Here is a 16,494-nt window from a genome sequence, read left to right as displayed (position 1 = left end):
GACCGCAGCGAGACCTACTCGGAGCGCGGCCGAGACCCCGATGCGCCGAACGGTGCAACGAGGTCGCGCGGGAGGAGGAAGCCTCATGGGCGCACACCGCCTGGAGGACGAGCACACCACGGGCGCCGCCCGCCTCATCGGGCGAGGGGCCGTGGCGACGACGGCGGCGCTCGCGCTCACCGGCGCCGGCGCGGGCCTGGCCCTGGCGACGCCGGGCCACGGGCACGGCGACGACTCCGACGGCGCGAGCAGCTCGGACAGCTCGGACGTCTCCGGAGTCTCGGCGCACACGTCCTCCGCGGGAGCGTCCTCCTCGAACGACCCCGCCTGCCGGGTCCTCGACGACGACGGACTCGTCGGCGGCCTGCTCGGCGGCCTGGGGCTCGGCGGCGGCCACGGCGGCAACGGGGGAAGCAGCGGGAACGGCGCGAGCCGGCAGGCGGCGGACTGCGACACCGGCGCCTCCTCGAGCGACCGGGGGAACGACGACACCGGCTCCCACGGGTCGGGCAGCTCGTCCACCGCGCCCTCGACCACCCCGTCCCCGGACACGCAGCAGGCCTCCGGCGCCACCTCGACCGCGGCCCAGAACCCCGCGGACGTGCCGCCCCCGCCCGGCCAGACGAAGATCATCGACCTGCCGGACCAGCCGGGCACCTGACGTGGACCTCGTGGCCCCGTGGGCGCTCGCCGACGCCCGGGGCCCCGACGCCGCGACGACGGCGCGTCGGCGCATCGACGCGATCGACCACCGGGTCCGCGCCTGGGTGACGCTCCTGCCGCCCGAGGAGTCCGCCGTCGGCGGTCCGCTCGCCGGGGTGCCGGTGGGTGTCAAGGACATCGTCGACGTCGTCGGCGTACCGACGCTCTGCGGCTCGTCGGTCCGGGACGACGCCCCGCCGGCGGAGGCGGACGCCGCGCTCGTGCGGATGCTGCGCGAGGCGGGCGCCGCCATCGTCGGCAAGACCGTGACCACGGAGTTCGCCTACTTCGACCCCGGGCCCACCCGGAACCCGTGGGACCTCGAGCGGACGCCGGGCGGCTCGTCGAGCGGGTCCGCCGCGGCCGTCGCGGCCGGCATGGTGCCGCTGGCGATCGGGACGCAGACCGCGGGCTCCGTGGTGCGTCCGGCGTCGTTCTGCGGCGTCGCCGGGCTCGCCGTCGCCCGCGGCACCCTCCCGCGCGAGGGGGTCGCCCCGCTGGCTCCGGGTCTCGACACCCTCGGGCTCTTCGCCGCGAGCGTCGCCGACCTGGCCGCGGCCCGGGCGGCGCTCGACAGGCGGGAGCCCGAGCACCCCGACGACGGCGCGCCCCTGCGCCTGCTGTCCTGGGACGGCACCGAGGTCGCCGACGTCTCCCCGCCGATGCTCGCGGCGCACGCGACAGCCGAGGCGCGTGCCCGCGCGGCCGGCGCCGACGTCGCGCCGTGGACGCTCGGACTGCGCGCCGCGTCCGCCGACCACCGCCTGGTCATGGCCGCCGAGGCCGCGCAGGCGGTGCCCGACGCTCCCGGGCTCGGCACCAAGCTGCGCGAGCTGCTCGCCGAGGGCCGCGCCGTGCTCCCGGAGGACCTCGCCGCGGCCCGTGAGCGCGCCGCCGCCACCCGCAGCCGCGCGCTCGAGCACCTCGAGGGAGTCGACGCCGTGCTGGCCCCCGGGGCGCTGGGCGTCGCGCCGACCGGCCTGGAGTACACCGGCGACCCGGCGATGTCCCGGCCGTGGCACCTGCTCGGCCTGCCCGCCCTCGCCGTGCCGGGCGCCCGCGACGCGGACGGCCTCCCGCTCGGCCTCCAGCTCCTCGGCCACCCCGACCGCGAGGACCGCCTCCTCGCCGCCGGCCGCCGCCTCGAGGCGCTCCTCCGCGATACGTGAGCGAACTCTGGGGCTGTAGGCCCAAAGTTCGCTCACATGGGGTGCGACACGTTGCGCGTACGTGCTTGCGCGCCGGGGAAGAGTGGGGGCCGTGGTGGACCGGGAGGTGCGGGGGCCGTCGGCGGACGCGACGCGACCCGCCCGCCCCGAGGCCGACACCGATCCCGAGCTCGACACCGAGTTCCAGGTCGAGTTCGAGGAGGAGCTCGAGCACCACCACCTGTGGCACCGCGAGGGCCAGCGCCACCACTTCGGCGGCGACTCCCCGCTGCTCGGGCCGCGGACGGCCGCGCTCGTGCGCTACGTCCCGCGCGCGCACCCCGCCGGGTTCATCGTCGGCACGGCCTTCGCGCTGATCTCCCTGACGCCGTCGCTCATCCCCCGCACGTACCTCTTCCAGGGGCTCGCGACCGGGATCTCCGGGGGGCTCGGCTACGGACTCGGCGTGGCGCTCGCCTGGCTCGCGGTCCGGCTCGCGCGCGCGATCCGGCGCCGCACCCACGTCACGCGCACGGCACCGGTCTGGTTCACACCGGGCTCGTGGGTCGTCCTGGTCGTCACCGCGGTCGTCGCCCTGCTCTGGATGCTCATCGCCGGCGCGGGCTGGCAGCGGCAGGTCGCCGTGCTCATGGGCATCGAGCAGCCGACCACCGACGGCTGGCTGCGCGCAGGGCCTGTGGCGCTGGTGGTGGCGGGCCTCATCGTCGGCTTCGGGCGCGGCGTGCGGTGGCTCGCCGCGCGGCTCGCCGACCTGCTGAGACGCCGTGCCCACGTTCCCGGCCGCGTCGCCGGGGTGGCGGCGACCCTGCTGGTGCTGCTGCTCGTCGTCACCGTCGCCGACGCCCTCGTCCTGCGCACCGGGCTGCGGGTCGCGGACGCGGCGTTCCGGGCGACCAACACCACCTCCTACCCCGGCGTCGTCGCCCCGACGTCGCCGCTGCGCTCGGGTTCGCCGGCCTCGCTCGTGCGGTGGGACACGCTCGGGCGCGAGGGCCAGGACTTCGTCGCCGGCGGGCCCCCGACCGCGCGGCTGGCGGCCGCGTCGGGACGTCCGGCCGTGGATCCCATCCGGGCCTACGTCGGCCTGCTCTCCGCGCCGAGCCCCGAGGAGCGCGCCGCGCTCGCCGTCGCCGAGCTGGAGCGCACCGGCGCCTTCGACCGCTCGGTGATCGCCGTCGTGACCACGACCGGCACCGGCTGGATCGACGACCCGGTGGCGGACTCCCTGGAGATGATCTGGGGCGGCGACACCGCGATCGTCGCCACCCAGTACTCGTACCTGCCGAGCTGGCTGTCGTTCCTCGTCGACCGCACGCGCGCGCAGGCCGAGGGATGGGCCCTGTTCGACGCCGTGCACGCGCGGATCGCGCAGATGCCTCCGGACCGGCGCCCCCGGCTGTTCGCGTTCGGGGAGAGCCTCGGCTCGCAGGGTTCGGAGGCCGCGTTCTCGAGTCTCGAGGACGCCCGCACCCAGGCCGACGGCGTCCTCTGGGTCGGGCCGCCGAACTCCAACCGCCTCCACGCGTCGCTCACCGCACGCCGCGATCCCGGGACGCCCGAAATCCTCCCGGTGGTCGGTGACGGGCGGGAGGTCCGGTTCGGCGCCACGATCGCCGACCTCGGACGGCCGCCGTCGATGTGGTCCCCGCCACATGTGGTCTATCTGCAGCACGCGTCGGACCCGGTCGTGTGGTGGTCGCCCGCCCTGCTCTGGAGCCGTCCGGAGTGGCTCGCCGAGCCCCGCGGGCCGGACGTCTCGGAGGCCGTGGACTGGTACCCGGTGGTGACGTTCTGGCAGGTCACCATCGATCTGACCAACTCGCTGTCGGTCCCGGACGGGCACGGGCACCAGTACCGCGGCGTCATGGTCGGAGGATGGCTCTCGCTGGGTACCCCTGCGGGGTGGACCCCTGCGGACACCGCCCGCGTGGCGGGCATGCTGGGCGTGTGACCGCTCCCCAGCCCACGGCCACGCCCGCGCGCCCCCCGACAGGCTCGACCGGCTCGACCCGGTCGGCCGACGGGAGTGACGACGCCGAGGGGGAGAAGCCGTCCCACTGGCGGCGGCTCGCCCCGCCGGTGGCGCTCGCGGCCCTGCTGCTCGTGTGGAGCAACGTCGTGCTCCCGGCGCTGCCCGCCGACGCGATCCTCAAGGCCCTGTTCAACGTCGGCGGGGTCGCGGCCATGGTGACCGTGGCGCGCCTGCTCGGCCTGACCTGGGCCGACCTCGGCATCGGCCGCGGCACCTGGGGGGCGGGCCTGCGCTGGGGCGGCGCGGCCATCGGCGTCGCCGTCCTCGGCTACGGCGCCGTGCTGATCGTGGCGCCCCAGCTGCTCGAGAACCCCCAGCTCGCCGGCGCCTCACCGGGCGCGCTCCTGCTGCGCGGCCTGCTGCTGATCCCGCTGGGCACCGTGCTGGCCGAGGAGCTGGCCTTCCGCGGCGTGCTGCACGGCCGCTCGGTGCGCTCCCTGCCCGTGCGGGCGGCGCTCGGCGTCTCCGCCGTCGCGTTCGGTCTCTGGCACCTCACCGTCGCCCTGGGTCCCTCGGCCGTGCCGCTGCCGCCGACCCTGCAGTGGACGTCCGCCCTCGCCGTGCTGGCCGTGACGATCACCGGCGGGCTCGCGCTGGGCTGGCTGCGCCACCGCACCGGTTCGGTGCTCGCCCCCATCGGGCTGCACCTGGGCACGAACGCCGTCGGCATCGTCGCGGCGGGGGTCGCGCTCGCCCACTAGCGGTCATGGCGAGCCCCGCGACCTGCGGCGACGTCCGCGGAGCGAGACAATCGCGCGATGAGCGTCGTCGACAACGCCGTGTACGTGAGCGGGGCGCGCGAGACGGAGCCGGACTCGCTCGACGGCACGCTCGCGCTGCTGCGCGACCGCGAGCGGGCGGTCGACGGCCCCGACGACGGCTTCGCGTGGATCGGCCTGCTGCGCCCCGACCAGGACGAGCTCGATCAGCTGGCCCGCGAGCTCAAGCTCCCCGCGCTCGCCGTCGAGGACGCCATCCACGCCCACCAGCGACCCAAGCTGGAGCGCTACGACGACGTCGAGTTCGTGGTGCTGCGGCCCGCCTGGTACGTCGACGAGGACGAGGACGTCCAGGTCGGCGAGGTCCACCTCTTCCTGGGGCAGGACTTCGTCGTCACCGTGCGGCACGCCGAGACCCCCGACCTGTCCTCCGTGCGCGCCCGGCTGGAGCAGGACCCGGCGCTGCTCGCCCAGGGCCCGCGTGCGGTGCTGTACGCCGTGCTGGACCGCATCGTGGACGACTACCACCCCGTCGTCCGCGGCCTCCGCCACGACATCGACCAGATCGAGACCCAGGTCTTCGGCGGCGACCCGAGCGTCTCGCGCCGCATCTACCAGCTCTCGCGCGAGGTGATCGAGCTGCAGCGCGCCGTCGACCCGCTGCGCGACGTCCTCGACGGGCTGCTCGCCGAGACCACCGACGACCCGGAGGGCGTGACGCTGCACCGCGGCCTGCGCGACGTCGCCGACCACGTCGCCCAGACCATCGAGTCCGCGGACAACTTCCGCCAGCTGCTGGGCAACATCCTGCAGGTGAACGCCGCGCTGGTGGGGCAGCGCCAGAACGAGGAGATGCGGACGCTCTCCGAGACGAGCCTCGCGCAGGGCGAGGAGGTCAAGAAGATCTCCTCGTGGGCGGCCATCCTGTTCACGCCGTCCCTGATCGGTGCGATCTACGGGATGAACTTCGAGCACATGCCCGAGCTGGGCTGGGTGTACGGCTACCCCTTCGCGCTGGGACTCATGGCTCTCACCGCGGTCGTGCTGTACCTCGTCTTCCGCAAGCGCGGCTGGCTGTAGCCGCGGGCGGGTCCGGACATCGGCGTGAGATCCGCCCGCGCTCTCGACGCAGGCGCGGAAGCGAGGTTAGCCTCCCCTCACTGAACAGGAGGCATCGATGACGCTGCGACTGCCCACCGGCGAGGTAACGGTGCTGCTCGGCGAGCAGATCGTGCGCCGGCGGCTGATGGCGATGCTCGACGAGACGTCGGGTGCGCCGGCGGAGCGTGTGACGGCCGAGGCCGGGACGGGCGTCGCGGAGCGGCGCCGACGTCTCGAGGACGCCGGCGGCGCGGCGATCGTGCTGGTCGACCGGCTCACCGACGGGCTCGACGCCACCGGACGCCGTGCCGTGCTGGGCGCGCTCGCCGGCGTGGCCGCCCGGGGCGCCGCGGTGCTGGTGGATGACGACGACTGCGTCGCCGCGCTCGCGGTGGCCGACGGGACGCTGCGCGCCGACCCGCTGCGTGGGCTCGTGCTCGAGCCCACGGACGGGTCGGTCACGCCGCTCGAGGAGCTCTACCGGGCCTCGTAGGTGAGGCAGTCGGCGACGTCGCGGCCCGCGCCGATCTCCACCGAGCCGGCCGTGCACTCGAGCTTGTCGTTGAACTTGCACTCCGAGCGGTGGCAGGCGCCGACGACGCCGTTGCTGGACACGCCGCCCTTGAAGGAGATCTCGACGAAGGTGCCGCACTTCGCGTTGTCGCCCGCGACCGTGATGGCGGCCGCGTGGCAGGAGGAGCTCTCGTTGTAGGCGCAGGACGTCACCGAACAGCCCTGGACCGTGGGCAGGCTCTGGATCGAGGTCATGGCGACGATGGTGGCGGGCCCGCCGGGCGTCCCGCCACGCAGTGAAGGCTGCCCTGAGCAGGGCGAACCCGGGTCACCGACCACGGAGACCTGCGCCGACGCGGGCGACACGCGCGACAAACTGCCGAATGTGTGAGTCAGGTCACCAATGCTTGCACTCGTCCGGGCCGTCGGGGGTGAGGGTGGCCTGTCCTCAGCTTGCTCCGATGATCAGGAGTGGACAACCGGCACTTCCCAGGGCGGACCGGGCAGGCCACGGTGGATCACACCACCATCGCCGGCCGAGGGGAGCGCCCCCGGATGACCGAGACCGTCCCGAGAACCGCGCACGTCGGGTCCACCCACGTCGGTCGCAGCCTCCCGCGCCGGGAGGACGCGGCACTGCTCACCGGACGCGGCACCTGGACCGACGACATCGCACCGCCGGGTGCGGTCCACCTGGCGCTCGTCCGCAGTCCCGTGGCCCACGCCCGGGTCACGGCCGTGGACACCGCCGCCGCCCGGGAGCACCCCGGCGTGGTCGCCGTGCTCACCGGCGCCGATCTCGCCGACGAGTTCGTCGCCGGCATCCCGTGCGGCTGGCCGGTCACCGAGGACATCCTCGTCCCGGACCACCCGCCGCTCGCCCGCGCCGAGGTCAACCACGTCGGCGACGGGGTCGCGGTCGTCGTCGCGACCGGGGCGGCCGCGGCCCGCGATGCCGCGGAGGTCGTGGTCGTCGACTACGACGAGCTGCCCGCTGTCGTGGACGTCGAGGCCGCCCTCGAGCCCGGCGCGCCACTGGTGCACGAGGAGTTCGGCACCAACCACTGCTACACGTGGCCGCTCGCGGTCGGCGACGTCGACGCCGCCTTCGCCGAGGCCGACGTCGTGGTCGAGGGCCGCTACGTCCAGCAGCGCGTGATGGCCTCGCCGATCGAGCCGCGTGCCGTCGTCGTCACCCCGGACGTCGTCGGCGGCGGTTTCACCATCCACACCTCGACCCAGGTGCCGCACTTCGTGCGCGACATCCTCGCCGCGATCTGCGGCATCTCCGACACGAAGCTGCGCGTCGTCGCGCCGGACGTCGGCGGCGGCTTCGGCGCGAAGCTCAACGTGTACGCCGAGGAGGCGCTCGCTCTCGTGCTGGCGCGCCGGTTGAAGCGGCCCGTGAAGTGGACCGAGACCCGCTCCGAGCACCACGTCGCGACGACCCACGGCCGCGGCCAGGTCCAGCACATGACGGTCGGCGCGACCCGCGAGGGGAAGATCCTCGGGATGAAGGTGCGCCTGGTCGCCGACATGGGCGCCTACCTGCAGCTGTTGACGCCGGGGATCGCGGTGTTCGGCGCGTTCACCTACTGCGGGCTCTACGACTTCGGCGCCTACGACTTCGCCTGCGAGGGCGTGTTCACCAACCTCACCCCGACCGACGCCTACCGCGGCGCCGGGCGCTCGGAGGCGGCGTACGCCCACGAGCGCGTCCTCGACGACCTCGCGCGGGCTCTCGACATGGACCCGGCGGAGCTGCGGCTGCGCAACCTGCACCCCCCGTTCAGCGAGCCCCGCACTGTGCCGTCCGGCGTGCAGTACGACTCGGGCGACTACGAGAAGGCGATGCGCCGGGCGCTCGAGCTCGTCGACTACGAGGGGCTGCGGGCCGAACAGCGGCGCCGTCGGGCCGACGGCGACCCCGTCGAGCTCGGCGTCGGGATCGGCAACTTCACCGAGTCCGGCGGGCTCTCGCCGTCGAAGGTCGCGGCCGGGGTGCGGCTGCAGAGCGGCGGGTGGGAGGCCGCGACGGTCCGGATGACGACGGCCGGGCGCGCCGAGGTCGTCACCGGCACCAGCCCGCACGGGCAGGGTCACGAGACGGCGTGGGCGCAGATCACCGCCGACTCGCTCGGCATCGACCCCGCCGACGTGGAGGTGTTCCACTCCGACACGATGGTCGCCCCGTTCGGTCGCGACACCTACGGCTCGCGCAGCCTCGCGGTCGGCGGCACGGCGGTGTACGGGGCGGCGGAGAAGGTCGCGGCGAAGGCCCGGACGCTCGCCGCGCACATGCTCGAGGCGTCGGAGGACGATCTCCAGTTCGCCGGCGGGGTGTTCTCGGTCGCTGGCACGTCGGGGCCCTCGATCACCATCCAGGAGGTGGCCGGCGCGGCGTCGCTGGCGGCGGACCTGCCCGAGGGCATGGAGCCCAACCTCACCGCCGACCACCACTTCGACCCGCCGAACTTCACCTGGCCGTTCGGCACGCACGTCGCCGTCGTCGAGGTCGACACCGAGACCGGCCGGACGACGGTGCGCCGCTTCGTGGCCGTCGACGACTGCGGACGGATCGTCAACCCGCAGATCGTCGACGGGCAGCTGCACGGCGGGATCGCGCAGGGCATCGCGCAGGCGCTCTACGAGCACGCGACCTTCGACGAGGCGGGCCAGCCGACGGCCCCCACGCTCGCCGACTACGCGGTGCCCGCGGCGAGCGACCTGCCGGGCTTCGAGCTCGACCAGACGGTCACGCTCTCGCCCACCAACCCGCTCGGCGCCAAGGGCATCGGCGAGTCCGGGGCGATCGGGTCGTCGCCCGCGGTGGTGAACGCGGCCGTCGACGCGCTGGCCGCCCGGGGCGTCACGCACCTCGACATGCCGCTCACCCCGCAGCGGGTCTGGCGTGCGCTCTCCGACGCGGCCAGGGTGTGATCCATGACCGCCACGGACACCGAGACGCGGTACGACTACGGCGGCGACGAGTTCGTCTACGTCGAGCTCTCCCCGGCGATGAGCCTGCCCGTGCACTTCACGTCGCTGGGGATCACGCGACGGCTGGCCGAGGAGGCGATCCCCGGGGTCGAGGAGATCGCGCCGTCGAACGCGTCCTACATGGTCCGCGTCGACCCCGACCGCCTGCACCCGCGCGACCTCGTCCGCGAGCTGCAGCGGATCGAGGGCGAGGTCGGCGGGCACTCGGAGGACCTGACCGTCGCCACGCGGATCGTCGACGTGCCGATCATGCTGAACGACCCGTGGACCCACGAGGTCCTCATGAAGTTCCGCGACCGCCACCAGGACCCGACGGGCACCGACCTCGACTACGGCGCCCGGATCAACGGCTACTCCTCGACCGAGGACTTCATCGACGCGCTCGCCGCGTCGCCGTACCTCGTGACGATGATGGGCTTCGTGCCGGGCTTGCCGTGGTGCTTCCAGCTGGTGCCCCGGGAGCGGCAGGTCGAGGTGCCCAAGTACGTCCGGCCGCGCACCGAGACCCCGGAGCGGGCGTTCGGGTTCGGCGGCGCGTTCGCCGTGATCTACCCGGTGAAGGGCGCCGGCGGCTACCAGCTCTTCGGTTCGGCGCCGGCGCCGATCTTCGACGGCGAGCAGCGCCTGCCGGACTTCGCCGAGAACGACTCCGTGGTGTTCTTCCGGCACGGCGACGTCATCAACTACCGGCGTGTCGACCAGGAGGAGTACGACGACGTGCGCGCGCAGGTCGACGCCGGCACGTGGCGGTACTCCTACCGGGAACTGGAGTTCTCGCCGAGCCGCTTCCTCGCCGACCCGGACGGCACCAACGCCGCGATGAAGGAGGTGCTGTACGGGTGAGCGTCATCGTTCGTGACCCCGGGCTCGAGACGACGGTGCAGGACACCGGGCGGCTCGGCTACTACAGCATCGGCTTCCCGCCCTCGGGTGCGCTCGACTCGTTCGCCTACCACGTCGGCAACGCGCTCGTGGGCAACGAGCCGGGCGCCGCGGGCCTCGAGGCCGTGTACCTCGGGCCGACGCTGGAGTTCACGCAGGACACCGTGATCGCCGTGACGGGCGCGGACATCCCGGCGTTCGTCGACGACGCGGAGATCCCGACCTGGGAGTCGGTGGCCGTGCCGGCTGGCTCAGTGCTGTCGTTCGGGCAGCTGCGCGCCGGCGCCCGCCCGTACGTCGCCGTCGCCGGCGGCATCGACGTGCCGCTCTACTACGGCAGCCGCTCGACCTACACGCTCGTGGGCATCGGCGGGTTCCAGGGGCGCGCGCTGCGGGCCGGCGACGAGCTCCCGTTCGGGTCGCTCGCGCGGGATCCGCGAGCCGGCCGACGGGTGGACGACGCGGACATCCCGTCGCACCCGTCGACCGCCGAGGTGCACCTGCTGGTCGGGCTGCACAGCTACCGGCTCACCGAGGACAGCCTCGCGCGCTTCACCGACACCGAGTGGAAGGTGACCCCGGACGCCAACCGCGTCGGCTACCGGTTCCGCGGCGCCGAGCTGGAGTTCGTGCCGCGCGAGCAGCCCTTCGGGGCCGGCAGCGACCCGGCGAACGTCACCGACTGCGGCTACCCGGTCGGGTCGGTGCAGGTGCCCGGCGGCGTCGAGCCGATCGTGCTGCTGCAGGACGCGGTCACGGGCGGCGGCTACGCGACGCTCGGCACCGTCGTCTCCGTCGACCGCGACCGGCTCGCCCAGACCAAGACGGGCGACCGGACCCGCTTCGTCCCCGTCGACCTCGACGGGGCGCTGGAGGTACGGCGGGACCGCCTCGCCGCGCTCGACCGCATCCGATCCGCACTCGCGTCCTAGGGGGTCCCCGGTGGCCAGTCACAAGATCACCTCTCGTACGCCCGGCGTCTTCTACCACCGGCCCTCGCCCGACGCGGACCCCTACGTGACGACGGGGGCGTCGGTCGCCGAGGGCGACACGGTCGGGCTGGTCGAGGTCATGAAGACGTTCCACGAGGTCAAGGCCGACGCCGCGGGCACCGTGTCGGCGTTCCTCGTCGAGAACGAGGACGAGGTGACGATCGGCCAGGACCTGGTCGAGCTGGAGACGTGACGATCGACAGCGTGCTCGTCGCGAACCGCGGCGAGATCGCCCTGCGCGTCGTGCGGGCGTGCCGGGAGCTCGGGATCCGGTCGGTCGCGGTGTACTCGGACGCCGACGCCGAGGCCGCCCACGTCCGGCTGGCCGACGACGCCGTGCACCTCGGGAAGTCGGCGGCGTCGAAGAGCTACCTGAACGTCGACGCGGTGCTCGAGGCCGCGCTGTCGGCCGGCGTCGACGCGATCCACCCTGGCTACGGCTTCCTCTCCGAACGCCCGGCGTTCGCGGCCGCCGTGGAGGAGGCGGGTCTGGCGTTCGTCGGCCCGCCGTCGTCGGTGATCGCGACGATGGGGGACAAGGCGGCGGCGCGCGCCGTGGCCCGGTCGGCAGACGTGCCCGTCGTCCCCGGCAGTGACGAGGTCTCCGCGGTCGAGGACGCCGTCGCCGCGGCCGAGGAGATCGGCTTCCCGGTACTGGTCAAGGCCTCGGCGGGCGGCGGCGGGCGGGGCATCCGGCCGGCGGCGAGCGCGGACGAGCTGCGCACCGTCGTCGTCGAGGCCCAGCGCGAGGCGTCGTCGGCGTTCGGGTCGGACGCGGTCTACCTGGAGCGGGCGTTGCAGGGGCCGAAGCACGTCGAGGTGCAGGTCCTCGCCGACACCCACGGCACCGTCGTGCACTGCTTCGAACGCGAGTGCTCGCTGCAGCGCCGCCGCCAGAAGATCCTGGAGGAGGCGCCGGCGCCGGGGTTGGACCCGTCGGTCCGGTCCTCGTTGTGCGACGCGGCTGTGCGCCTCGCGCGCGAGGTGGGTTACGTGGGCGCCGGGACCGTGGAGTTCCTGGTGGACGGCGAGGAGTTCTTCTTCATCGAGATGAACACCCGCATCCAGGTCGAGCACCCGGTCACCGAGTGGATCACCGGTCTCGACCTCGTCGCCGAGCAGCTGCGCATCGCGGGCGGAGCGCCGCTGTCGGTGGCCCAGGACGAGATCGTCTGCCGGGGCGCGTCGATCGAGTTCCGGGTCAACGCCGAGGACCCGGACCAGGATTTCCTGCCGTCGCCGGGCTCCATGGACGGTCTGGAATTGCCGGGCGGGCCCGGGGTCCGCGTGGACACCGCGCTCATGACCGGCGACGTCGTGCCGCCGTTCTACGACTCGCTCGTCGCCAAGCTGTCGGTCTGGGCGCCCACCCGCGCCGAGGCCCTCGCCCGCGGCCGCCGCGCCCTCGCCGAGTACCGCGTCGAGGGCCTGCCGACCACGATCGGCCTGCACCGCCGTCTGCTCGACGAACCCGCTGTCGTCGACGGGAGCTACGACATCACGACGCTGGAGTCGTGGCTGTCCGGAGCAACAGACTAGGACCGAAGAACCTATCTCGTTCCGCGAAGTGGAGCTGACGCATCGTCACCTGCACACTGCTGGGAGTAGTGATGCGAGGAGAGACCATGTCGCTCCAAGGTCGGACGGGTGATTCCGGGCAGCTGGCGGGACCGGTCAGGCCCGAGCACCGCGCGGGATACATCCAGCACCACGGCCCCGGTGTCCAGGCCATCCGGCGGGACATCCTCGAGGGCGAGCAGATCTACGGCATCTTCGGCGACCGGCGTGGCCCGACCATCCTCATCGGGATCACCAACCGCCGTGTGCTGCTCGTGGACGCGGCGTACGAGGACGGACGTGTGGCGCTGACCTCGGTGCCGCTGCGCCAGATCGTCAGCTGCTCGTACATCGTGGCGGCGGACCGGCCGGTCACCGAGGCCACCGTCGTGGGGATCAAGGTCGGCCGGAACATGTTCGAGGTGAGCTGCACGTCGCCCGAGGAGGCGCAGGACGTGCACGGCCTGATCATGTGGCACCTGATCGGCCTGTAGCGCTCAGCCGCGCAGCAGCTCGACCGCCGGCACCCGCTCCACACCGGCGTCGTCGAAGCGCCGCACGAGGGTCTCGACGATCTCGACGGCGTTGGGACGGTCGCCGTGCAGGCAGATCGTGTCGACCTCGACGTCGAGGTGCTTGCCGGACGTCGACGTCACGTGACCGTCGAGCAGGTCGAGGGCCTGCCGGGCGACGGCGTCGGGGTCCTTCGCCTTCGGCTCGGGCTCGACGATGATGTGGCCCTCGTCGGTGTACTCGAGGTCGGCGAACCCCTCGCGGGCCACGGTCGCACCGAGCGACCGGGCGAGCTCCGCGGTCGGGCCCGCGAGCCAGAAGATCATGAGGCCCGGGTCGAGGCGCAGGACGGCCTCGGTGATCGCCGTCGTGATCTCGGGGTCGGTCAGCGCCATGCCGTAGAGCGCCCCGTGCGGCTTCACGTGCACGACCTCGGCGCCCTCCGCGCGGGCCGTCGCCTGCAGCGCACCGGTCTGGTACAGCACCAGCTGCGCGGCCTCGTCCGGGCGCAGCGCCATCCGCCGCCGCCCGAACCCGACGAGGTCGGGCAGACCGGGGTGCGAACCGATCGCGGTGCCGGTGGCGACGGCGGTGCGCACCGACTCGCGCATGGTCACCGGATCGCTGGCGTGGAAGCCGCAGGCCACGTTCACCGAGGTCACGTGGGCCATGAGCTCGCTGTCGTGCCCGAGCTTCCAGCGCCCGAGGCTCTCGCCGGCGTCGGCGTTGAGGTCGACACGGGTCGTCATGGTCGGACAGTCTCCGCCCGGAACGCGTCGAGGTGAACCTCTGCCCACTCCCGGAATGTCCGTGCCGGCCGCCCGAGCAGATCCGGGACGACGCTGGTGACGTGCCCGTCGTCGTACTCCCCGCCGCGGAAGAAGCGGAAGAAGGCGTCGACGTAGCGCTCCGGCATCGTCCCGCTCATCCGCGCCCGCGCCGCGTCGTCGGGCTCCGGCTCGAGGCGCAGGTCGCGGCCCAGCAGGTCGGCGAGGACCGCGAGGCGGTCGGCCGGGAGGGAGACCTCGGGGCCGGTGAGGCGCAGGCTCCGCCCGGCGAGGCCGGGGTCGGTCAGCGCGCGGGCGGCGACCGCGCCGATGTCGGCGGGGTCGATGACGGCGACCCCGACGTCGGCGAACGGCTCGCGGACGACGCCGGTCAGGGGCGCCCACCCGAGCGCGTTGGACATGAACCCGCTCGGCCGCAGCACCGTCCACGCGAGCTCCGCGTCCCGGACGGCCGCCTCGGACACGACGTTGAACCGGGTGACCGCGTTGTCGAGGTCGCCGCCGACGACCGCGCCGGTCGAGAGCAGCACGACCCGGCGCACCCCGGCCGCCCTCATGTCGGCGAGCAGGCCCGGCGGGTCGGGATGGCCGGCCGGGAGGAAGACGGCGTCCACTCCCCGCCAGGCGTCCGCCACCGACGCGCGGTCGCCGAGGTCCCCGGTCACGGCCGTCGCCCCGTCGACGGGCGCACCCCGCCGCGAGAGCGCGCGGACGGCCGGGACCCCCAGCTCCACCAGCGCGCGCACGACCTCTGCGCCCACGTTCCCCGTGGCACCGACGACGAGCGCCGTGTCGATGTCCATGACCGCGATGGTGGTCGCCGTGAGGGAACCGTGGGGTTCCCTCAGGCGAGCTCGTGGGCGTGCTCCTCGGCCCACGCGGTCAGCGCCGTGAGCGGGCCGAGGAGCGACACGCCGAGATCGGAGAGCCGGTAGTCCCCACCGCGCGTCGCGGGCCGGACGACGAGGCCCGCGTCGACGAGGCGCCGCAGGGTCTGGGTCAGCATCTTCTTGCTGATCCCGCCCGCCCGCTCGAGCAGCGCCGAGTACCGCCGGGGACCGTGGGCGAGGCCCACGATCACCACCACCGACCACGTGTCGGCGACCAGCTCCAGCGTCGAGCGGGCCGGACAGTCGGCGAGGAAGACGTCCGGCGCGGGCGCACTCACGCGCCCGGGGCGGACGGCACGGGACGCTCGACGGTGAGGGACTCCAGGCCGGCGCGGATGCCCTCGGCGAGGAAGGCGATCTCCTCGTCTCCGACGGTCAGGGCCGGCGACACCGCGACGCCCTTGCCGAGCCCGCGGACCAGCACGCCCGCCTTCCGCGCCGCCCGCAGCAGGACGTTGGGGGCGTCGGGGATCGCGTCGAGCACCTCCTGCTCCAGCTCGACGGCGGCCAGGAACCCGAAGCCGGCACGCACCTCGTGGACGTACGGGTGCGAGGTCAGCGGGGCGAGCGCCTCGAACAGCGGCATCTCGAGCTCCCCGCCGCGCTGGATCAGGTTCTCGCGCTCGTAGATGTCCAGTGTCGCGAGCCCGGCCGCACAGCACGTCGGGTGGCCCGAGTAGGTCGGGCCGTGGCGCAGGGTGCGCTCGCCGGGGGTGGTCCACCACGGGGCGGCGACCTCGCCGGACGCGATCACGCCGCCGAGGGGGAGGTACCCGGCGGTGACGCCCTTCGCGAACGTGATCATGTCGGGCCGGACGCCGAAGCGCTCGATGCCGAACCACGTGCCGAGCCGCCCGAACCCGCAGATCACCGCGTCGATCACCAGCAGCACGCCGTGGCGGCGGCACAGCTCGGCGACGCCCTCGACGTAGCCGTCGACCGGCAGGTGCACCCCGCCCGCGCCGGTGACGGGCTCGATGACGAACGCCGCGATCCGCTCCGGCCCCACCTCCGCGAAGATCTTCTCGACGCCGTCGAGGTCGTGCAGCGGGGCGACCGTGTTCTCCCCGGCCAGCACGCCCCAGCCCTCGCGATTCGGCGGGATACCGGTGATCGACGTGCCGTAGCCGTGGGTGCCGTGGTAGCCGGTCTCGCGGGACACGACGTGCACGCGCTGGTGCTCGCCCCGCGCCTGCCAGTAGCCCCGCGCGATCTTCACCGCGGTGTCGATGCCGTCCGCGCCGCCCGACCCGAAGAACACCTTCGCGTCGTCGACGGGCGCCAGCGCGGCGAGGCGGTCGGCGAGCTCGAGGGCCGGTCGGTTCGCGATGTCGGCGAAGCACGAGTACGCCTCGAGCTTGCCCATCTGGGCCATCGCGGCCTCGACGATCTCCTGCCGCCCGTGGCCGAGGTTCGCGTACCAGAGGCTCGCGCAGCCGTCGAGATACCGCCTGCCCTCCTCGTCGAAGACCCACGGGCCCTCGCCGCGGTCGACGACGAACTCGTGGCCGTCCACGGCCGCCATGTCGGAGAACGGATGCCACAGCCGGGTGCTCATGGTTCGGATTCTCCGCGTTCGGCGCGGGCCACGGCACCCCCGCGGCATGATCCGCGCACCGGGACGGATCATGTCGGC

Annotated in this window: 17 protein-coding genes; 12 read left to right on the top strand and 5 right to left on the bottom strand. The window is 73.9% G+C overall.

Annotated features, from left to right (window positions below):
• Positions 1–85 precede the first annotated feature (85 nt).
• The 6 genes from QSK03_RS12545 to QSK03_RS12520 all read left to right on the top strand — a co-directional run bounded on the left by QSK03_RS12545 (position 86) and on the right by QSK03_RS12520 (position 6,216).
• Positions 86–661 (top strand): hypothetical protein, encoded by a 576-nt coding sequence (locus QSK03_RS12545; RefSeq protein ID WP_285652275.1) that lies wholly within the window; start codon positions 86–88, stop codon positions 659–661.
• A gap of 1 nt (position 662) precedes the next feature.
• A complete protein-coding gene (locus tag QSK03_RS12540) occupies positions 663–1,871 on the top strand; it encodes an amidase family protein (RefSeq protein WP_285652274.1) in 1,209 nt (402 codons plus the stop codon).
• Between the two features lie 91 nt (positions 1,872–1,962).
• On the top strand, positions 1,963–3,822 hold the full coding sequence (locus QSK03_RS12535) for an alpha/beta hydrolase (protein ID WP_285652273.1): 1,860 nt from the start codon (positions 1,963–1,965) through the stop codon (positions 3,820–3,822).
• Positions 3,819–4,604 (top strand): CPBP family intramembrane glutamic endopeptidase, encoded by a 786-nt coding sequence (locus tag QSK03_RS12530; protein ID WP_285652272.1) that lies wholly within the window; start codon positions 3,819–3,821, stop codon positions 4,602–4,604. Before QSK03_RS12535 ends, QSK03_RS12530 begins: the two co-directional genes overlap by 4 nt.
• A 57-nt stretch (positions 4,605–4,661) precedes the next feature.
• Complete coding sequence (gene corA, locus QSK03_RS12525) at positions 4,662–5,702, top strand: magnesium/cobalt transporter CorA (RefSeq protein WP_285652270.1); 1,041 nt, start codon at positions 4,662–4,664, stop codon at positions 5,700–5,702.
• 97 nt (positions 5,703–5,799) lie between these two features.
• The gene (locus tag QSK03_RS12520; RefSeq protein ID WP_285652268.1) at positions 5,800–6,216 is read left to right on the top strand and encodes a hypothetical protein; all 417 of its coding nucleotides are present in this window, start codon (positions 5,800–5,802) and stop codon (positions 6,214–6,216) included.
• Here QSK03_RS12520 and QSK03_RS12515 read toward each other — a convergent pair.
• Positions 6,201–6,491: a DUF1540 domain-containing protein gene (locus QSK03_RS12515; protein ID WP_285652267.1), complete on the bottom strand. Its 291-nt coding sequence runs from the start codon at positions 6,489–6,491 to the stop codon at positions 6,201–6,203. The two genes, QSK03_RS12520 and QSK03_RS12515, sit on opposite strands and share 16 nt — an antisense overlap.
• 300 nt (positions 6,492–6,791) lie before the next feature.
• Here QSK03_RS12515 and QSK03_RS12510 point away from each other — a divergent pair, with 300 nt between their 5' ends.
• From QSK03_RS12510 to QSK03_RS12485, 6 genes are all read left to right on the top strand, one after another.
• The gene (locus tag QSK03_RS12510; RefSeq protein WP_285652266.1) at positions 6,792–9,176 is read left to right on the top strand and encodes a xanthine dehydrogenase family protein molybdopterin-binding subunit; all 2,385 of its coding nucleotides are present in this window, start codon (positions 6,792–6,794) and stop codon (positions 9,174–9,176) included.
• Between the two features lie 3 nt (positions 9,177–9,179).
• Positions 9,180–10,079, top strand: a complete 900-nt coding sequence (locus QSK03_RS12505; RefSeq protein ID WP_285652265.1) for a 5-oxoprolinase subunit B family protein — start codon at positions 9,180–9,182, stop codon at positions 10,077–10,079.
• Complete coding sequence (locus QSK03_RS12500; protein ID WP_285652263.1) at positions 10,076–11,050, top strand: 5-oxoprolinase subunit C family protein; 975 nt, start codon at positions 10,076–10,078, stop codon at positions 11,048–11,050. The genes QSK03_RS12505 and QSK03_RS12500 overlap by 4 nt, the downstream gene beginning before the upstream one ends.
• Before the next feature lie 10 nt (positions 11,051–11,060).
• A complete protein-coding gene (locus QSK03_RS12495; protein WP_285652261.1) occupies positions 11,061–11,303 on the top strand; it encodes an acetyl-CoA carboxylase in 243 nt (80 codons plus the stop codon).
• Positions 11,300–12,649 carry an acetyl-CoA carboxylase biotin carboxylase subunit gene (locus QSK03_RS12490; RefSeq protein ID WP_285652259.1) on the top strand — a complete coding sequence of 450 codons (1,350 nt, stop codon included), beginning with the start codon at positions 11,300–11,302 and terminating at the stop codon, positions 12,647–12,649. The genes QSK03_RS12495 and QSK03_RS12490 overlap by 4 nt, the downstream gene beginning before the upstream one ends.
• A gap of 86 nt (positions 12,650–12,735) precedes the next feature.
• Positions 12,736–13,161: a PH domain-containing protein gene (locus QSK03_RS12485; RefSeq protein WP_285652257.1), complete on the top strand. Its 426-nt coding sequence runs from the start codon at positions 12,736–12,738 to the stop codon at positions 13,159–13,161.
• Between the two features lie 3 nt (positions 13,162–13,164).
• Here the strand turns inward: QSK03_RS12485 and QSK03_RS12480 are convergent, their stop codons facing one another.
• From QSK03_RS12480 to QSK03_RS12465, 4 genes are read right to left on the bottom strand one after another with little or no spacing between them, the layout of a single operon-like run.
• Positions 13,165–13,929 (bottom strand): LamB/YcsF family protein, encoded by a 765-nt coding sequence (locus tag QSK03_RS12480; RefSeq protein ID WP_285652255.1) that lies wholly within the window; start codon positions 13,927–13,929, stop codon positions 13,165–13,167.
• On the bottom strand, positions 13,926–14,771 hold the full coding sequence (locus QSK03_RS12475; protein WP_285652253.1) for an NAD(P)H-binding protein: 846 nt from the start codon (positions 14,769–14,771) through the stop codon (positions 13,926–13,928). Before QSK03_RS12475 ends, QSK03_RS12480 begins: the two co-directional genes overlap by 4 nt.
• Before the next feature lie 41 nt (positions 14,772–14,812).
• A complete protein-coding gene (locus tag QSK03_RS12470) occupies positions 14,813–15,136 on the bottom strand; it encodes a winged helix-turn-helix transcriptional regulator (protein ID WP_285652251.1) in 324 nt (107 codons plus the stop codon).
• Entirely contained in the window at positions 15,133–16,416 is a 1,284-nt protein-coding gene (locus QSK03_RS12465) for an aminotransferase family protein (protein ID WP_285652249.1), read from the bottom strand. The genes QSK03_RS12470 and QSK03_RS12465 overlap by 4 nt, the downstream gene beginning before the upstream one ends.
• Positions 16,417–16,494: the final 78 nt, after the last annotated feature.

Origin of the sequence: Actinomycetospora sp. NBRC 106375, assembly GCF_030269665.1 — a bacterium.
Lineage (GTDB): Bacteria > Actinomycetota > Actinomycetes > Mycobacteriales > Pseudonocardiaceae > Actinomycetospora.
The sequence above is the reverse complement of the archived record's forward strand: the minus strand, read 5'-3'. Positions and strand labels throughout refer to the sequence as shown.

Bases quoted from the DNA above. Each gene is read 5' to 3' on its own strand.
- QSK03_RS12485 (WP_285652257.1), top strand. From the start codon at position 12,736: ATGTCGCTCCAAGGTCGGACGGGTGATTCCGGGCAGCTGGCGGGACCG.
- QSK03_RS12515 (WP_285652267.1), bottom strand. From the start codon at position 6,491: ATGACCTCGATCCAGAGCCTGCCCACGGTCCAGGGCTGTTCGGTGACG.
- corA (WP_285652270.1), top strand. From the start codon at position 4,662: ATGAGCGTCGTCGACAACGCCGTGTACGTGAGCGGGGCGCGCGAGACG.
- QSK03_RS12510 (WP_285652266.1), top strand. From the start codon at position 6,792: ATGACCGAGACCGTCCCGAGAACCGCGCACGTCGGGTCCACCCACGTC.
- QSK03_RS12520 (WP_285652268.1), top strand. From the start codon at position 5,800: ATGACGCTGCGACTGCCCACCGGCGAGGTAACGGTGCTGCTCGGCGAG.
- QSK03_RS12545 (WP_285652275.1), top strand. From the start codon at position 86: ATGGGCGCACACCGCCTGGAGGACGAGCACACCACGGGCGCCGCCCGC.
- QSK03_RS12505 (WP_285652265.1), top strand. From the start codon at position 9,180: ATGACCGCCACGGACACCGAGACGCGGTACGACTACGGCGGCGACGAG.
- QSK03_RS12475 (WP_285652253.1), bottom strand. From the start codon at position 14,771: ATGGACATCGACACGGCGCTCGTCGTCGGTGCCACGGGGAACGTGGGC.
- QSK03_RS12480 (WP_285652255.1), bottom strand. From the start codon at position 13,929: ATGACGACCCGTGTCGACCTCAACGCCGACGCCGGCGAGAGCCTCGGG.
- QSK03_RS12465 (WP_285652249.1), bottom strand. From the start codon at position 16,416: ATGAGCACCCGGCTGTGGCATCCGTTCTCCGACATGGCGGCCGTGGAC.